Source organism: Glutamicibacter sp. PAEs-4 (assembly GCF_051161755.1).
Classification (GTDB): Bacteria; Actinomycetota; Actinomycetes; order Actinomycetales; family Micrococcaceae; genus Glutamicibacter; species Glutamicibacter nicotianae.
Genome location: NZ_CP195017.1, coordinates 3,064,293 through 3,076,819, shown reverse-complemented (window position 1 = coordinate 3,076,819; position 12,527 = coordinate 3,064,293). Strand labels below are relative to the sequence as shown.

General features: G+C 62.1%; 15 protein-coding genes. 10 read left to right on the top strand and 5 right to left on the bottom strand.

What is annotated here, in order from left to right; translation table 11 throughout:
* The first annotated feature begins 85 nt into the window (after window positions 1-85).
* Window positions 86-901 (top strand): DeoR/GlpR family DNA-binding transcription regulator, encoded by an 816-nt coding sequence (locus ACR9WD_RS14505; RefSeq protein WP_073706916.1) that lies wholly within the window; start codon window positions 86-88, stop codon window positions 899-901.
* A complete protein-coding gene (xylB, locus tag ACR9WD_RS14500; protein ID WP_038993115.1) occupies window positions 898-2,286 on the top strand; it encodes a xylulokinase in 1,389 nt (462 codons plus the stop codon). Before ACR9WD_RS14505 ends, xylB begins: the two co-directional genes overlap by 4 nt.
* Window positions 2,287-2,418: 132 nt before the next feature.
* Here the strand turns inward: xylB and ACR9WD_RS14495 are convergent, their stop codons facing one another.
* Genes ACR9WD_RS14495 through ACR9WD_RS14485 form a run of 3 tightly spaced genes read right to left on the bottom strand, consistent with a single transcriptional unit; the run spans window position 2,419 to window position 5,248 of the window.
* Window positions 2,419-3,282, bottom strand: a complete 864-nt coding sequence (locus ACR9WD_RS14495) for a hypothetical protein (protein ID WP_434922307.1) — start codon at window positions 3,280-3,282, stop codon at window positions 2,419-2,421.
* Entirely contained in the window at window positions 3,279-3,968 is a 690-nt protein-coding gene (locus ACR9WD_RS14490) for a response regulator transcription factor (protein ID WP_038993116.1), read from the bottom strand. The genes ACR9WD_RS14495 and ACR9WD_RS14490 overlap by 4 nt, the downstream gene beginning before the upstream one ends.
* Complete coding sequence (locus ACR9WD_RS14485; protein WP_434922306.1) at window positions 3,956-5,248, bottom strand: sensor histidine kinase; 1,293 nt, start codon at window positions 5,246-5,248, stop codon at window positions 3,956-3,958. Before ACR9WD_RS14485 ends, ACR9WD_RS14490 begins: the two co-directional genes overlap by 13 nt.
* Before the next feature lie 124 nt (window positions 5,249-5,372).
* On the opposite strand from ACR9WD_RS14485, the gene ACR9WD_RS14480 reads away from it, so the two are divergent.
* Together ACR9WD_RS14480 and ACR9WD_RS14475 are read left to right on the top strand one after the other, a co-directional pair.
* Window positions 5,373-5,981: a GNAT family N-acetyltransferase gene (locus tag ACR9WD_RS14480; RefSeq protein ID WP_434922305.1), complete on the top strand. Its 609-nt coding sequence runs from the start codon at window positions 5,373-5,375 to the stop codon at window positions 5,979-5,981.
* A gap of 71 nt (window positions 5,982-6,052) precedes the next feature.
* On the top strand, window positions 6,053-6,892 hold the full coding sequence (locus ACR9WD_RS14475) for an SGNH/GDSL hydrolase family protein (protein ID WP_434922304.1): 840 nt from the start codon (window positions 6,053-6,055) through the stop codon (window positions 6,890-6,892).
* 4 nt (window positions 6,893-6,896) lie between these two features.
* On the opposite strand, the gene ACR9WD_RS14470 is transcribed toward ACR9WD_RS14475, so the two are convergent.
* Complete coding sequence (locus ACR9WD_RS14470) at window positions 6,897-7,319, bottom strand: VOC family protein (RefSeq protein WP_038993120.1); 423 nt, start codon at window positions 7,317-7,319, stop codon at window positions 6,897-6,899.
* A 199-nt stretch (window positions 7,320-7,518) separates the two neighbouring features.
* On the bottom strand, window positions 7,519-7,941 hold the full coding sequence (locus tag ACR9WD_RS14465; protein ID WP_434922303.1) for an acyl-CoA thioesterase: 423 nt from the start codon (window positions 7,939-7,941) through the stop codon (window positions 7,519-7,521).
* A gap of 242 nt (window positions 7,942-8,183) precedes the next feature.
* Between ACR9WD_RS14465 and glsA the strand changes: the two genes are divergently transcribed.
* The 6 genes from glsA to ACR9WD_RS14435 all read left to right on the top strand — a co-directional run bounded on the left by glsA (window position 8,184) and on the right by ACR9WD_RS14435 (window position 12,527).
* Window positions 8,184-9,212: a glutaminase A gene (glsA, locus tag ACR9WD_RS14460; RefSeq protein WP_434922302.1), complete on the top strand. Its 1,029-nt coding sequence runs from the start codon at window positions 8,184-8,186 to the stop codon at window positions 9,210-9,212.
* A gap of 338 nt (window positions 9,213-9,550) precedes the next feature.
* Window positions 9,551-10,105, top strand: a complete 555-nt coding sequence (locus ACR9WD_RS14455) for an alternate-type signal peptide domain-containing protein (protein WP_190264061.1) — start codon at window positions 9,551-9,553, stop codon at window positions 10,103-10,105.
* Window positions 10,106-10,130: 25 nt separating this feature from the next.
* Entirely contained in the window at window positions 10,131-10,706 is a 576-nt protein-coding gene (locus tag ACR9WD_RS14450) for a hypothetical protein (RefSeq protein WP_434922301.1), read from the top strand.
* Entirely contained in the window at window positions 10,703-11,272 is a 570-nt protein-coding gene (locus ACR9WD_RS14445) for a signal peptidase I (protein ID WP_434922300.1), read from the top strand. Before ACR9WD_RS14450 ends, ACR9WD_RS14445 begins: the two co-directional genes overlap by 4 nt.
* Window positions 11,269-11,955: an LPXTG cell wall anchor domain-containing protein gene (locus ACR9WD_RS14440; RefSeq protein ID WP_190264058.1), complete on the top strand. Its 687-nt coding sequence runs from the start codon at window positions 11,269-11,271 to the stop codon at window positions 11,953-11,955. Before ACR9WD_RS14445 ends, ACR9WD_RS14440 begins: the two co-directional genes overlap by 4 nt.
* Entirely contained in the window at window positions 11,952-12,527 is a 576-nt protein-coding gene (locus ACR9WD_RS14435) for a hypothetical protein (RefSeq protein WP_434922299.1), read from the top strand. Before ACR9WD_RS14440 ends, ACR9WD_RS14435 begins: the two co-directional genes overlap by 4 nt.

Here is a 12,527-nt window from a genome sequence, read left to right as displayed (position 1 = left end):
GTTAAATTATTTGTCTGAGGTTCAGTCTTTTGCGACTCAGTGCACAGGACATATCATCGAAATTGTGAAAAATGGGGAATCCAGAGTGGGAACAGCTGCTGCCGAAGATGTCGCGGGATTGTCTCCTGACGACCGGCGTGATGAGATCACCGGTTACGTCAATCGTATGCAGCGTACGCGCGTCGAGGAGCTGGCCGAGATTTTCGGTGTCAGCGCAATGACGATCCACCGGGACCTTGACCACCTGGCCAAGGACGGCCGGCTGGAACGCATCCGCGGCGGAGCGCGGGCGATTACCGCACGCCTTGCTGAGCGGGACGTGAAACTGCGCCGGCACCTGCATGCCGAGATCAAGCAGGAGCTGGCCGCCACGGCCGCAACGCTGATCGAGCCGGACGCTGTCATAGCGTTGGACGACTCCACTACCGTGGGGGCACTGGGCGCGCACCTTGAAGCCCGGCAGCCATCCACCGTGATCACGCACTCGCTCGCGCTGATGGGGATCGTTTCCTCGCTGCCGAACATCGCCCTGGTCGGCCTGGGCGGGCAGTACTACCAGGAAACCGACTCGTTCCTCGGATCCATCGTGGTCGAGCAGGCGCAGCGCCTCACCGCTGACGCGGTCTTCGTGTCCACTACCGCGATCAAGAACCATGCGCTGCTGCACCCGGACGCGGAAGCCGCCCTGACCAAGCGAAGCCTGCTGAAAATGGGCGGGCGCAAGATCCTGGTCGTCGATTCCACCAAATTCGAATCTTCGGGCATGTACCATGTGATGGATCTCGGCGAATTCGACGACATTGTGGTCGATGACGGGCTCGACGCCGCAACGCGCACCGAGCTGCAACGCCTGGGCCCGCGCATCCATATCGCCACTACCTCGACGAAGGCCAACTCATGACCCCTACCCATGTCCTTGGAATCGATTCCTCGACGCAATCGTGCAAGGCGCTGCTTGTCGACGCAGCCACCGGCGAGATAGTGGCAAGCAGCCGCCAGCCGCATCTGCCGGGCACCCAGATCAATCCCGAACGATGGATCGAAGCCTTGGAAGCCAGCGCTGGCGGATTGATCGACCGGGCCGCTGCGTTGTCCGTGGCCGGGCAGCAGCACGGGATGGTGGCTCTAGATGCCCGGAACGAGCCGGTGCGCGATGCGATGCTCTGGAATGACGTGTCATCGGCACCGCAGGCCGCGCAGCTGGGCGGTGAACTGGGAGGTGCCCAAGCTACCGCCGACAAGGTCGGCAGCGTCTTGGTGGCGTCGCTGACGATCACCAAGCTGCGCTGGCTGCGCGAACACGAACCGGCGAACGCCCGGCGCACCGCCCGCGTGGTGCTTCCCCACGACTACCTCACCTGGCACCTGGGCGGGCGCAAGGAATTCGTCACGGATCACGGAGATGCCTCCGGGACCGGCTATTACTCGACGGCCGAGCGGCGGTTCCTGCCCGAGCTGGCGGAGCAGGCCCTGGGGCATCCTGTTCAGCTCCCGCGGCTTGCCGCCGCCAATGAACTGGTCGGGCAGACCGCGCAGGGAGCCAGGATCGCGGCCGGAACCGGTGACAACATGGCTGCCGCATTGGGGCTGGACTTGCAGCCGGGCGATGTGTGCGTGTCCATGGGCACCTCGGGCGTGGCTTCCGCGCTGGTCGAGCGCAGCGTGCATGATGGCAGCGGCATGGTCAGCGGCTTCGTGGCGGCCGGCGCGAACTACCTGCCGCTGGCCTGCACGCTCAATGGCGCGCCGGTGCTGGATTTCGGTGCGCGCATGCTGGGCGTGACCCAGCAGGAATTCTCCGATCTTGCCCTGGGTGCCGAACCCGGATCCGGCGGTGTCACCCTGCTGCCGTATTTCGGCGGCGAACGGACCCCCAACAGGCCCGAATCCACGGGCGTGCTGCGGGGGCTGCGCACGGGCACCACACGCAATGAGATGGCCCGCGCCTACGTGGAAGGCCTGCTGTGCTCGATGAAGGATGCGGTGGCAGCCCTTGAAAATGCCACCGGGGTGGCGACCCGCAGGATCCTGCTGATTGGCGGCGGCGCCCAATCCGAAGCCGTGCGGCGAATTGCCCCGCAGGTCTTCGGCGTCGCCGTGGACGTTCCGCAGCCCGCGGAATACGTGGCGCTGGGAGCCGCCCGGCAAGCGGCCTGGGCACTGAGCGGCAAGGAGGAGCCTCCGCACTGGGATATTGCCGCACCGACTCGTTTCGAGGCGCAGCCGCGTCCGGAAATCTATGCCCGCTATGCAGAACTGCGCGAGGCGACGGACGGCTGGACCTAACGGGCAGCATCTTCGGCCGGTCCGCACGCCGGGGTCTGGCCACTGCCAGCAGAACGAAACAGCGTCCCTTCCTTCGATCAGCGTGAACTGATCAAAGGAAGGGACGCTGTTGCTTGTCCGGGAAAACCGGGACTAGCGGTCAATCGATTCCTTGTCGGTGCCTTCCGGGTACAGGATGGCATTGCCGGCAGCCACCTGGATGGTGATCTTATGCGGCGAGTTCGGATCGGTTGCAAGCTGGTTCTCAACCGAACCGGCGGCCGTATTCTGCCGCAGGTCGTAGGTGGTTTCGGGCAGCTGCAGCTCCAGCGAGCCGGCGCTGACACTGCCGTCGATGCTCTTGGGCGCCTCGCCCGACAGTTCGCCGATCAGTTCGCCGGCCGAGATGTCGAACCGTGCGCTCTCGACATTCTCCAGGCGGACCGTTGCTTCGCCGGCACCCAGATCAACATCGGCGGTGTGCGCGCTGCCGGTGAGTTCCAGATCCCCGGCGCCGACCTCCACCACGACATCCTTGTAGTTGCCGACGGCATTGAAGGATCCGGCGGACAAATCGAAGTCGGCATCCAGGGTTCCGTTATTCAGGGATTGTGGAAGCACCAGCGTTGCCTCATTTTCGTCGAATCCGCAGCCGAAGAAGCAGAAATTGTCCCAGGCGTTCGGGGCATCGACAACGAGCCGGTTGCCTTCGCGGTGCAGCTTCCAGCTGGCGGCCTTGGCGCTTCGGACTTCAAGGGCTGCCTTCTTGGTGTCTGCGAAGACCAGATCGAAGCGTCCCGAGCTGGCCGAAACTTCCAAGGCGGTCACCCCGGAGACCTCGGCTTCGTGGATCGAATGCTCCCGGGACACCGAAGCGAAAGCGCTGCGTGCCGTGGCGATGACCAGGGTGAGAATGACCAGCCCGCCTAGCACCGCGAGGATGATGTTCAGCGGCTTGCCGTTGTTGGAGGGAGCCGGAGGGGTTGGGGGTAGCGGCATGGTGTGCGTGGAAGTCATGATCCTGTCCTGTCTGTGCGGTTGGTGCCCAGGGTTTCGATATGGGCCAGGGCTGCCAGCACGCGCCGGTTACCCGTTCCGTCGGCTTCCAAGCCGAGCTTCTGGAAGATGGAAGTGATGTACTTTTCAACGCTGGCTTCCGAGAGGAAGAGCAGCGCGGCGATCGCCTGGTTGGATTTTCCTTCGGCCAATGCGGCCAGGACTGTGCGTTCCCGGTCGGTCAGGTTCTGCATGCGGTCATCGTGATTTCGCCGGGTCAACAGCTGTGCCACCACTTCCTGGTCCAGGATTGTTCCGCCACCTGCAATCTGCTCCAGCGAAGCAATGAACTCGCTGACATCCGCAACACGGTCCTTGAGCAGGTAGCCGATCGCTGAGGACTGGGTGGAGATCAGTTCAGAGGCGTAGCGTTCCTCCACGTACTGGGAGAGCACCAGCACCGGCAGATCCGGATACTTCTTGCGCAGTTCCAGCGCCGCGCGGATGCCTTCATCCGTGTAGGTCGGCGGGAGCCGGACATCCAGGATGCAAATCTGCGGGAATTCTTCCGCGGAGGCGGTCTCCAGGAAATCCATCAGCCCGCTGGCCTCTGGCAGATCCGCGACCACCTGGTGGCCGCTGTGCGCCAGCAATCTGACCAGTCCTTCGCGCAGCAGGACCGAGTCTTCGCATATCAGTACGCGCATGGCACGTTCACCTCCACTGCGGTTGGCCCGCCGGCCGGGCTGTCCAGGTTCAGGGTGCCGCCGGCGGCGAGAACCCGATTGTTGATACCATCCAGGCCTCCGCCGGGGGTGATGCGCGCCCCGCCGGTGCCGTTGTCCTCGATGCGGGCCCACAAGCTTTGCTGGCCCTCGTGCTCCCGCACCCTCACGGTGACCTGGCACCGCTGGGCCCGCGAATGCTTGGCCGCGTTGGTCAGCGCTTCGGCGATGGCGAAGTACACCGCCGCCTCAGCCACCCGCGGGTAGCGGCCGTTGAGCTGGACATCCAGTCCCACCGGGATGTGCGAGCGGCCCGCGATGGCCGACAGCGCCGCATCCAGTCCGCGGTCATCGAGCACCGAGGCATAGATTCCGCGGGTGAGCTGGCGCAGTTCGGTAATCGCCGACTTGGTCGAAGCGTGCGCTTCGGCCACCAGATCTTTGGCCTGCTGCGGATCGGAGTCGATCTGCTGGTGCGCAAGACCCAGGGTCATGGCCACGGAAACCAACCGGGGCTGGACCCCGTCGTGCAGGTCGCGTTCGATGCGGGTACGCTCCACCTCTGCGGCCCGCACGGCTCCTTCGCGCTGCACCGCGGTGGTGCGAACGCGTTCCACCAGTGCGCTCTCGCGGGCAATCGAGCCGACGATTCCCACGGTGACCATGCGGTGCAAGAAGACCAAACCGACAACTACTGCCAGTCCCAGCAGGGCGGCCAGCAGCAGCCAGGGGGCTTGGTCGACCGGGATCTGGAGGCCCCACAGCCCGGGAACGGTTGCCAGCGGATCGGCCTGACCCGATTGCAGGACCGGAGCGAAGGCGACGATGCCGGTGCGGACTGCCAGCTGCAGTGCGCTGAGCATCAGCGAACCGGCGATGCAGGAGAAGAGCAAGCTTCCCAGCAGCGCCCACATGCGTCCGTTGGCCAGGTTGCGTCCCAGCGAGCGCACGTATTCGCCGAAACCTTCGCGGCGGCGGGGCCGCCAGATCAGGGCAGTGACGTCCATGTCGTAGAGGTTGCTGACTCGCATGAGCTCGAAGCGGGCGATGCCGAAGAGCGCATAGACCAGGCCGGCCAGGAAGAGCAGGCCCAGGCCGAGCAGCGGGGTCAGCGCGATGCCGAGCGAGAGCCATCCGAGCAAAAGCGAAAACATGATCAGGCCGGCGGATCCGAGCAACGCCATGTGCAGCAGCGTCAAGCCTAATCTCAGCGGGGGACGTGCCGGTGCGGTGCCCGGTGAAACCTTTGGTGTCGAAGTCATACCTCAACACTAGAGCGCGCAGGTCAGCGCCAACACCGAGGGAACCGGAGATCTTCCTTATGGAAAACCCGAAGAATCTTCCGCCGGGGTGCCATTGCGGCCGTTCGAAGCGCAGGATGGACAGATGGAAACGAATCAGGATCCGCAAGCCACAGGAACAGCGCCCATCGAGGTCAAGCCCCTGACCGAGGAGCGCATGGAAGACTTCGCCACGGTAGTGAACCCGAACCATCGCGAGAATCACTGCTGGTGCTTGTCGCACCGGCTCAGTGCCACCGAAATCAGGGAGCGCGGCGCAGGGGACCGGTTCGAAGCCATGCGCTCGCTGAGCGCCGAGCCGATTGCCCCGGGTGTCATCGCCTATCGTGGCGGTGAACCGGTAGGCTGGTGCAGCATCTCCCCGCGCTCGCAGATCCCGCGGCTGGAGAGGTCCAAGCTCATCAGGCGCGTGGATGAAGTGGAGGTCTGGAGCATCATCTGCATGGTGGTGCGCGGCGGCCACCGCCGCCAGGGCGTGAACCGGGCCATGCTCCACGGTGCAGTGGAATATGCGCGGGACTTCGGAGCGCCAGCGGTCGAGGCCTACCCGGTGGATCCTGAAGGACGCATGGACTTGACTATGGCCTTCGTGGGAACGCGGAAGATGTTCGAGAAGGTCGGGTTCGAGGTCGTTGGAGTCAGCGACGCCCAGGCCAGCAAGATGCCGCGGCTGATCATGCGCAAGGTTTTCTGAACCGCCAGCGTTTGCCAGAAATTCAACAGCAAGCTTCCTGCTAGGAACTTTCGGCTTCTAGCGTCGGTAGCATGGGACGGCTGTTTATGGCGATCGGGGATTCCTTCACCGAAGGCGTGGGGGACTGGGAACCCAGGCTGCCCAACGGGGTGCGTGGCTGGGCTGACCGCGTGGCCAAGCAGCTGTCCAAGGCGGATCCCGAATGGCAGTACGTGAATCTGGGCATCCGCAGCCGCCGGCTCAAATCGATCATCGACGAGCAGATCCCCGTTGCTTTGGAGCTCAAGCCGGAGGTGATTACCTTCTATGCCGGAGGCAACGATATCCTCGAATTCCGAAAGGACATGAAGGAGTTCCTGGCGCAATATGCCCGAGCCGTCGACGCTCTGGTCTCCACTGGCGCCAAGGTTTTGCTGTTCACCGGGTTCGATATCCCGGTGCACCCGGTGCTCGCCCCGTTCAAGCGGCGCAACTGGCGTTTCAACGACTGCGTGCGCCAGTTGGCGGAACGCTACCCCGAATCGGTGGTGCTCGTTGACTACTGGGATTGGGATGCCTACCGGGACAAGCGCATGTGGGATATCGACAAGCTGCATATGAACCGTGCAGGCCATCGCTATATGGCCATCCGGATCCTGGAGATCCTCGGATATCCGCACCAGCTGGTTTTCGATCCCTTTGGCGCCGCGGACCGGGTCGGGTTCTGGCAGGCCACCCAGCGAGATGTGGAATGGCTGAGGCAATGGGTGCTGCCGATGTTCGGGCGGCGAATGCGCGGCATTACCTTAGGCGACCAGCTGCAACCTCGCTGGCCAGAGCCGATATATCCGGCACAGGGGATGAAAAAGCAATTCCGCAGGCGCCGCAAATCAGAAGAGTCGCGGCACCTGCGGAATTCCGACCTTGGCTAGCAGGTCAGCCGGCAGGGTTCTCCATTGCTTCGGGGCTCATCCACGCGATTTCCCAGACGTGCCCGTCCGGGTCCTGGACTGCTGCCTGGTACATGCCCGGGAAGGGCTCATCCGCCGGGCGGTAGACGCTGCCGCCGCCGGCCTCGGCACGTGCGACAAAATCGTCGACGCCTTCGCGAGTTTCCGCAGAGATGGCATTGAGCGTTTCGCGCACGCCATTTCCGAGTGCCGGTTGATCGCCATTGACCAGGAAGCTGGAGAAGAACTCCTGGCGCAGCACCATCACGAAGATGTTCTCGTCGATGATCCAGGAGGTGGCGTTCTCATCGGAGAACGTGGGGTTCTTGGTAAAGCCCAGAGCCTCGTAGAACTTGTCGGCTCTGGCTAGATCTGCGGTCGGCAGGTTGACGAAAATCATTTGTCCCATGGGTGGCTCGCTTCTGCGTAGGCGGGAATTCCTCGGTGCAGAATCAACTTTGCTGGACGCAAGAACCCAGTGCAAGAGCTTGGGGTGAATTGCCTGCAAATAAAGCAAGGTCCCGCCGGGGCACGCAACGAGGTACGGCCGAGCGGGACCTTGAATCGAACCCTTGGTTTAGTGAGGGCTTCGGGCAATCGAACAGAGGCTAGATCAGCGCCTTGGTGATTTCCAGCGGGATGCGATCGCGGGTGTAGGTGATCTGGTCGTAGCCGTGAGGCTGGGGCTTGCCGTCCGAGCCCATGTTCACGAACACCAACTTTTCGATGGTCAGGATCGATTCCTGGGTGAAGATGTTGCGCACCTCTGCGCGCAGGGTGATCGAGGTCCGGCCGAAGTCGATGGCGGTCAGGCCCATCTCGATCAAATCGCCTTCCTTTGCGGAAGCGATGAAGTTGATCTCGGACATGAACTTGGTGACAACGTGCTTGTTGCCCAGCTGGATGATCGAATAGATCGCAGCTTCTTCATCGATCCAGCGCAACAGGCTGCCGCCGAACAGCGTGCCGTTTGCATTCAAGTCTTCTGGGCGGACCCACTTGCGCGTATGAAAAGTAATACCCTTAGCCATACACAAAATGCTAAGTCAGGCGGAGGACTTTGCGCTGTTAGTTGCTCCACAATGTCGGGGAAAACACAAGGGGATCCCTATTGAGCCAGGTGTGCAAGCCTGTTCGAGACCGGGACTTTGTGCCGCTGACTCGATGCTTCCCTCCAGTACGCGGCGACCGCGAGGTGCCAAGCGCCGAAGCTGTTGATAAGGTCAAATCAATCAGCATGGACCAATGGCCACAAGATCAAAGGCAGGTGAAAATGACCTATCCTTCGGAAGGGAATAACGAAACTATTCCTACCGACTTCGACGACGTCGTTCAGCAGGTTTCAACCGGAGAGCTGGAGCATGATCGCATCGATGCCTTGCTCAAGGAAGCCCATGAGCGCTATGCGGATGTCGATGAGGGATTGCTGGCCCACTACATTCCGATCCTGGGTCAAGCCGATCCCGGCCTCTTTGGCATCGCCATGTCCCATGTGGGCGGCTCGGTCCACACGGTGGGCGATTGCACCTACCTGTTCTCGATCCAGTCGATCTCCAAGATGTTTGTCTATGCCCTGGTTGTCCAGGAACATGGCCGCGAGGTGGTCCGAGACCGCATCGGCGTGAATAACACCGGCATGCCGTTCAACTCGGTCATGGCGGTGGAATTGAACAACGGGCTGCCGATGAATCCGATGGTCAATGCCGGTGCTATCGCCACTACCTCGCTGATGCCGGGAAAGACTGCTGCCAAGAAATGGGAGAACGTGCGCGAAGGACTATCCGCCTTCGCGGGCCGGTCCTTGAGCCTGGACGACGAGGTCTACCATTCCGAGTCGTTGGCCAACGAGCGGAACAAGGCCCTGGGGCATTTGCTCAAGAGCTACGGCCGGTTGGATGGCGACCCCTATGATGCTGTGGATGTCTATACCAAGCAGTGCTCGCTGAATATCAACGCGCACGATTTGGCCATCATGGGAGCGACACTGGCTGACGGCGGCGTGAACCCGGTGACCGGACAGCGCGTTGTGGATGCTGATGTTTGCCGCGACACCCTGGCGACGGTTGCCTCCAATGGCTTGTACGAGCGCTCGGGTGAATGGCTTTTTGAAATCGGTATCCCGGCGAAATCAGGTGTTTCCGGTGGCATCGTCGCGGTGGCTCCGGGCAAGGGTGCAATTGGCGCGTTCTCGCCACCACTGGACATGGCGGGGAACTCGGTGCGGGCGCAGCTTGCCATCGGTCAGCTTTCGCGCGCCATGGGCCTGAATCTCTTTGCCTCGGCCCCTGACCGGGACAGCTGATTCCGGGAATTTCGTAGTTTAGCCAATAAGGTGGAATGATTCGCTAACTAGCTAGGGTTTCATGGGCAAGCGGCTAAACCTTGCCGGCTACTAGCCTTCATCCGGCATCAGGGCGTTGCATGGGCTGGAAATTTCACATTGAAAATGCTGGCCAACTACAGATTAGGCAGAACTGCCAGTATCCTGTGTGCGCTCGTCAGCAGAAGCTGCAGTGCCCAGTTTGCGGGATCTGACGGTCGCAACGACAAGTGGCGTGCAGGGGTTGAAAAACCTACTAAACAAGCTTTACTTAAAGTGTGTGTCACTGGGGGCACGTGAACTTTGAGGATGCGTATTTCATGAAGAAAGTAACCAAGGCAACAATCGCCGCAGTCGCTGCCGGAGCGCTGCTCCTCGGCGGTGCCGGCACAATTGCACGCTGGCAGGCACAGCAGACCATCGATGCAGGCACTGTCGAAACCGGTCATTTGAATTTGACGACGAGCGGATCCGGCACCTGGCAGGACGTCAGCAATCCAGCTGCGCCTGAGCCATTCGACCCGACGACCCAGCAGATCGTTCCTGGCGACGTCGTTGCGTTCAGCCAGACCGCCACCATCGATGCCGAAGGCAAGAACATTGCCGGATCACTCAGCGTCGACCAGGCGGCAACGAATCTCGGTGCGCTGGAAGGGTATGCGACCGTCGACCTGCAGGTCGATGCGTCAGCTCCGGGTATCACTGAAGAAGCCGACGGAACGCTGACTTTCGCCGAGCCGGGTACCTACACGGTTCCATTCCTGATCACGATCACCTTTAACGAAGGCGGAGTGGGAGACACCCCGCCATCAACCTACGACCAGCCGCTGGATCTTGAAGCCTTGACCTTGACCCTGGATCAAGTCCGCGCGTAACCGCGGAACGTGGATCGGCCGGTGCATGCCAAAACCCCTGAAGTTCGCTTTGGTCGCGGCCGTGCTCTTGCTGCTGGGTATCAGTGCGCAAGGGACGGCCGCTACGTGGCGCGCAGAAATCACGGTGGATCCGCCAAGCTTGAGGACGGGATCGCTGGCATTGCTGGCCGGTGGCGAAACGGAGCACCAGTTCGCCAATCTCTCCGGCAGCGAGCTGATCCCCGGAGCATTCACGCAGGCATCACTGGTGATCAGCAATGCAGGCACAGTTGATTTGTCGTATCAGCTGGACGGAGCGGTGAATGCGACCACTTCGCCCACCGCTGCTGATCGCACGCTGTCCAACGCATTGCAACTGAGCATCTACTCCGGCATGGACCGGAAAGCCTGCGACGATGACCAGCCGTTGTCCGGGGAGCAGCTGTACACCGGTTCTCTGGGCGCCTCCGCTTCTTTCGCAGCGCCCAGAGTGCTGCGCGCAGAACCTGCAATGGCGACGGAGACCTTGTGCGTTCGTGTTTCTCTTCCTTCCGGGGCACCGGAAGCAGCTTCCGGCGGGAAAATGGCGCTCGAACTGGGGTTTGCGGGGCAGCAGCGATGACAGCAGGCAACCGTATCCGGAATAGAGGACAGCAGGAGCGCACCGGGATCTGGTGGTGGTGCGGGCAGGTGCTTTCCTGGCTGGTGCTGTTCATCGTCCTTGCCTTGATTGCCATCATGATCGTGGTTCCGAAATTGGGCGGGGCGACAGCATTCACGGTGCTGACCGGATCCATGAGGCCGCATTTGCCTCCCGGGACTTTGGTAGTGGTGAAGCCGATTGATCCGGAGCAGTTGCGCATCGGCGATGTTGCTACGTACCAGCTGGAATCGGGGGAGCCGGAAGTCGTAACGCACCGGGTGTCCGCCATCGGCGCGAGCCTGGGCGGAGGAGCACAATTCATCTTCCGCGGGGATGCAAACAACACCGATGACGAGCCGGTGCAACCCGAGCAGATCCGGGGCAAGCTCTGGTATTCCGTCCCCTACCTCGGATATGTGAACAGCGCCCTGTCAATCCAGCAGAGAACCTGGTTGACCTGGATCGCAGCTGGCGGATTGATCGTGTATTCGCTGGTGATGTTTGTCGGGGCATGGCGTGAGCGACAAGGGAAGGAACGGCGATGAAGCTTCGTGTGCTTGCCGCCGGTGCTGCCATGGTGGCAGCCCTTCCCGGAGTGGTGATCTTCTGGGCAGCTCCCGCCTCGGGCGCGGAAACGGAACAGGGCCTGAGCTACAGCTTGGACGGCCAAGCCTATTCCGATGTCCCTCCGCCGGTATTCGAGGGCATCCCGGCTTTGGTGCCAGGCGATGAATCCACGAGGTATTTGTGGATCCGCAACGACCGCGAGTCGGATATCGAAGTTCGCATCCGGCCGGTCGAGCCTGAAGCATCAACCAGGATCTATTTCGAAACAGCCGGTGCCTCCGTCGTTCGGCTGGAACCGGACCAAGCTGCGGAAATTGGGCTCCAGGTCGGACTGCCTTGGTCTTCGGGAAATGGGCCGCAGGGCCAGCAGGTGCCTTCGCTGCAGGTGCGCATCGATGCAGTCGAAGTGGCAGACAGTGATGGGTCAGCACCAGATCCATCGCAGCCGCCGCGCGATGAGGAGCCGCCAGACGGCGATGATCCGAGGGAAGAATCGCCGCAATCGGATCCTCGAGAACGGCGCGATGACCTGGCAGACACCGGTTCCAACGGTGCATCTTTGCTTGCGGCTGCAGGCATCGCAGGCCTCGCGGGCTTGGTGCTGCTGGCTGTGCGGCGCAGAAATCAAAATGAACTTGAAGCGGATGGAGTGGAACGATGAGCGACCGTTCAATGCGCGTCAAGGCAATCCTGTCCTTGGGCATCCTCGTGGGATTCGGCGCCGGCTCGACGCTGGCCTCATGGACCGGGGAAGCGACGGCTACCTCGGATATCAGCACGGCCACCGTTACGCTGGGAGTTGGCGCCACCGCGGGCACCGCCACCACGGCCAGCTACCAGATGCCCATCAACGGCAACAACCTGTTTCCCGGATCGACATCGGCATCCGTCGTGACGGTGAAGAACACCGGATCTATCTCAGCGCCGTATGTCTTCGCCGGAAGAATCACCGGATCGGGCAGCACGGCGCTGGGGACGGCGCTCAACATCGTTGTGAAAACTGGCGCCACGGTCAGCGGCAGCGGCTCCAGCGTCACTTGCTCGGGCGGTACCGCGCTGCTGACAAAAAACGCTGGCTCCCAGTTCGGCAGTGCCACGGACTCCAGACCCTTGGCCTCCGGAGGCAGCGAAAACCTGTGCGTCCAGTACTCGCTGCCGGTGACTGCCTCCAATACGCTGCAGGGGGCCACGACGACAATCGCTGTGGACTTCACCTCGACGGTGGGATCCTGA

Bases quoted from the DNA above. Each gene is read 5' to 3' on its own strand.
- xylB (WP_038993115.1), top strand. From the start codon at position 898: ATGACCCCTACCCATGTCCTTGGAATCGATTCCTCGACGCAATCGTGC.
- ACR9WD_RS14495 (WP_434922307.1), bottom strand. From the start codon at position 3,282: ATGACTTCCACGCACACCATGCCGCTACCCCCAACCCCTCCGGCTCCC.
- ACR9WD_RS14490 (WP_038993116.1), bottom strand. From the start codon at position 3,968: ATGCGCGTACTGATATGCGAAGACTCGGTCCTGCTGCGCGAAGGACTG.
- ACR9WD_RS14485 (WP_434922306.1), bottom strand. From the start codon at position 5,248: ATGACTTCGACACCAAAGGTTTCACCGGGCACCGCACCGGCACGTCCC.
- ACR9WD_RS14480 (WP_434922305.1), top strand. From the start codon at position 5,373: ATGGAAACGAATCAGGATCCGCAAGCCACAGGAACAGCGCCCATCGAG.
- ACR9WD_RS14475 (WP_434922304.1), top strand. From the start codon at position 6,053: ATGGGACGGCTGTTTATGGCGATCGGGGATTCCTTCACCGAAGGCGTG.
- ACR9WD_RS14470 (WP_038993120.1), bottom strand. From the start codon at position 7,319: ATGGGACAAATGATTTTCGTCAACCTGCCGACCGCAGATCTAGCCAGA.
- ACR9WD_RS14465 (WP_434922303.1), bottom strand. From the start codon at position 7,941: ATGGCTAAGGGTATTACTTTTCATACGCGCAAGTGGGTCCGCCCAGAA.
- glsA (WP_434922302.1), top strand. From the start codon at position 8,184: ATGACCTATCCTTCGGAAGGGAATAACGAAACTATTCCTACCGACTTC.
- ACR9WD_RS14455 (WP_190264061.1), top strand. From the start codon at position 9,551: ATGAAGAAAGTAACCAAGGCAACAATCGCCGCAGTCGCTGCCGGAGCG.
- ACR9WD_RS14450 (WP_434922301.1), top strand. From the start codon at position 10,131: ATGCCAAAACCCCTGAAGTTCGCTTTGGTCGCGGCCGTGCTCTTGCTG.
- ACR9WD_RS14445 (WP_434922300.1), top strand. From the start codon at position 10,703: ATGACAGCAGGCAACCGTATCCGGAATAGAGGACAGCAGGAGCGCACC.
- ACR9WD_RS14440 (WP_190264058.1), top strand. From the start codon at position 11,269: ATGAAGCTTCGTGTGCTTGCCGCCGGTGCTGCCATGGTGGCAGCCCTT.
- ACR9WD_RS14435 (WP_434922299.1), top strand. From the start codon at position 11,952: ATGAGCGACCGTTCAATGCGCGTCAAGGCAATCCTGTCCTTGGGCATC.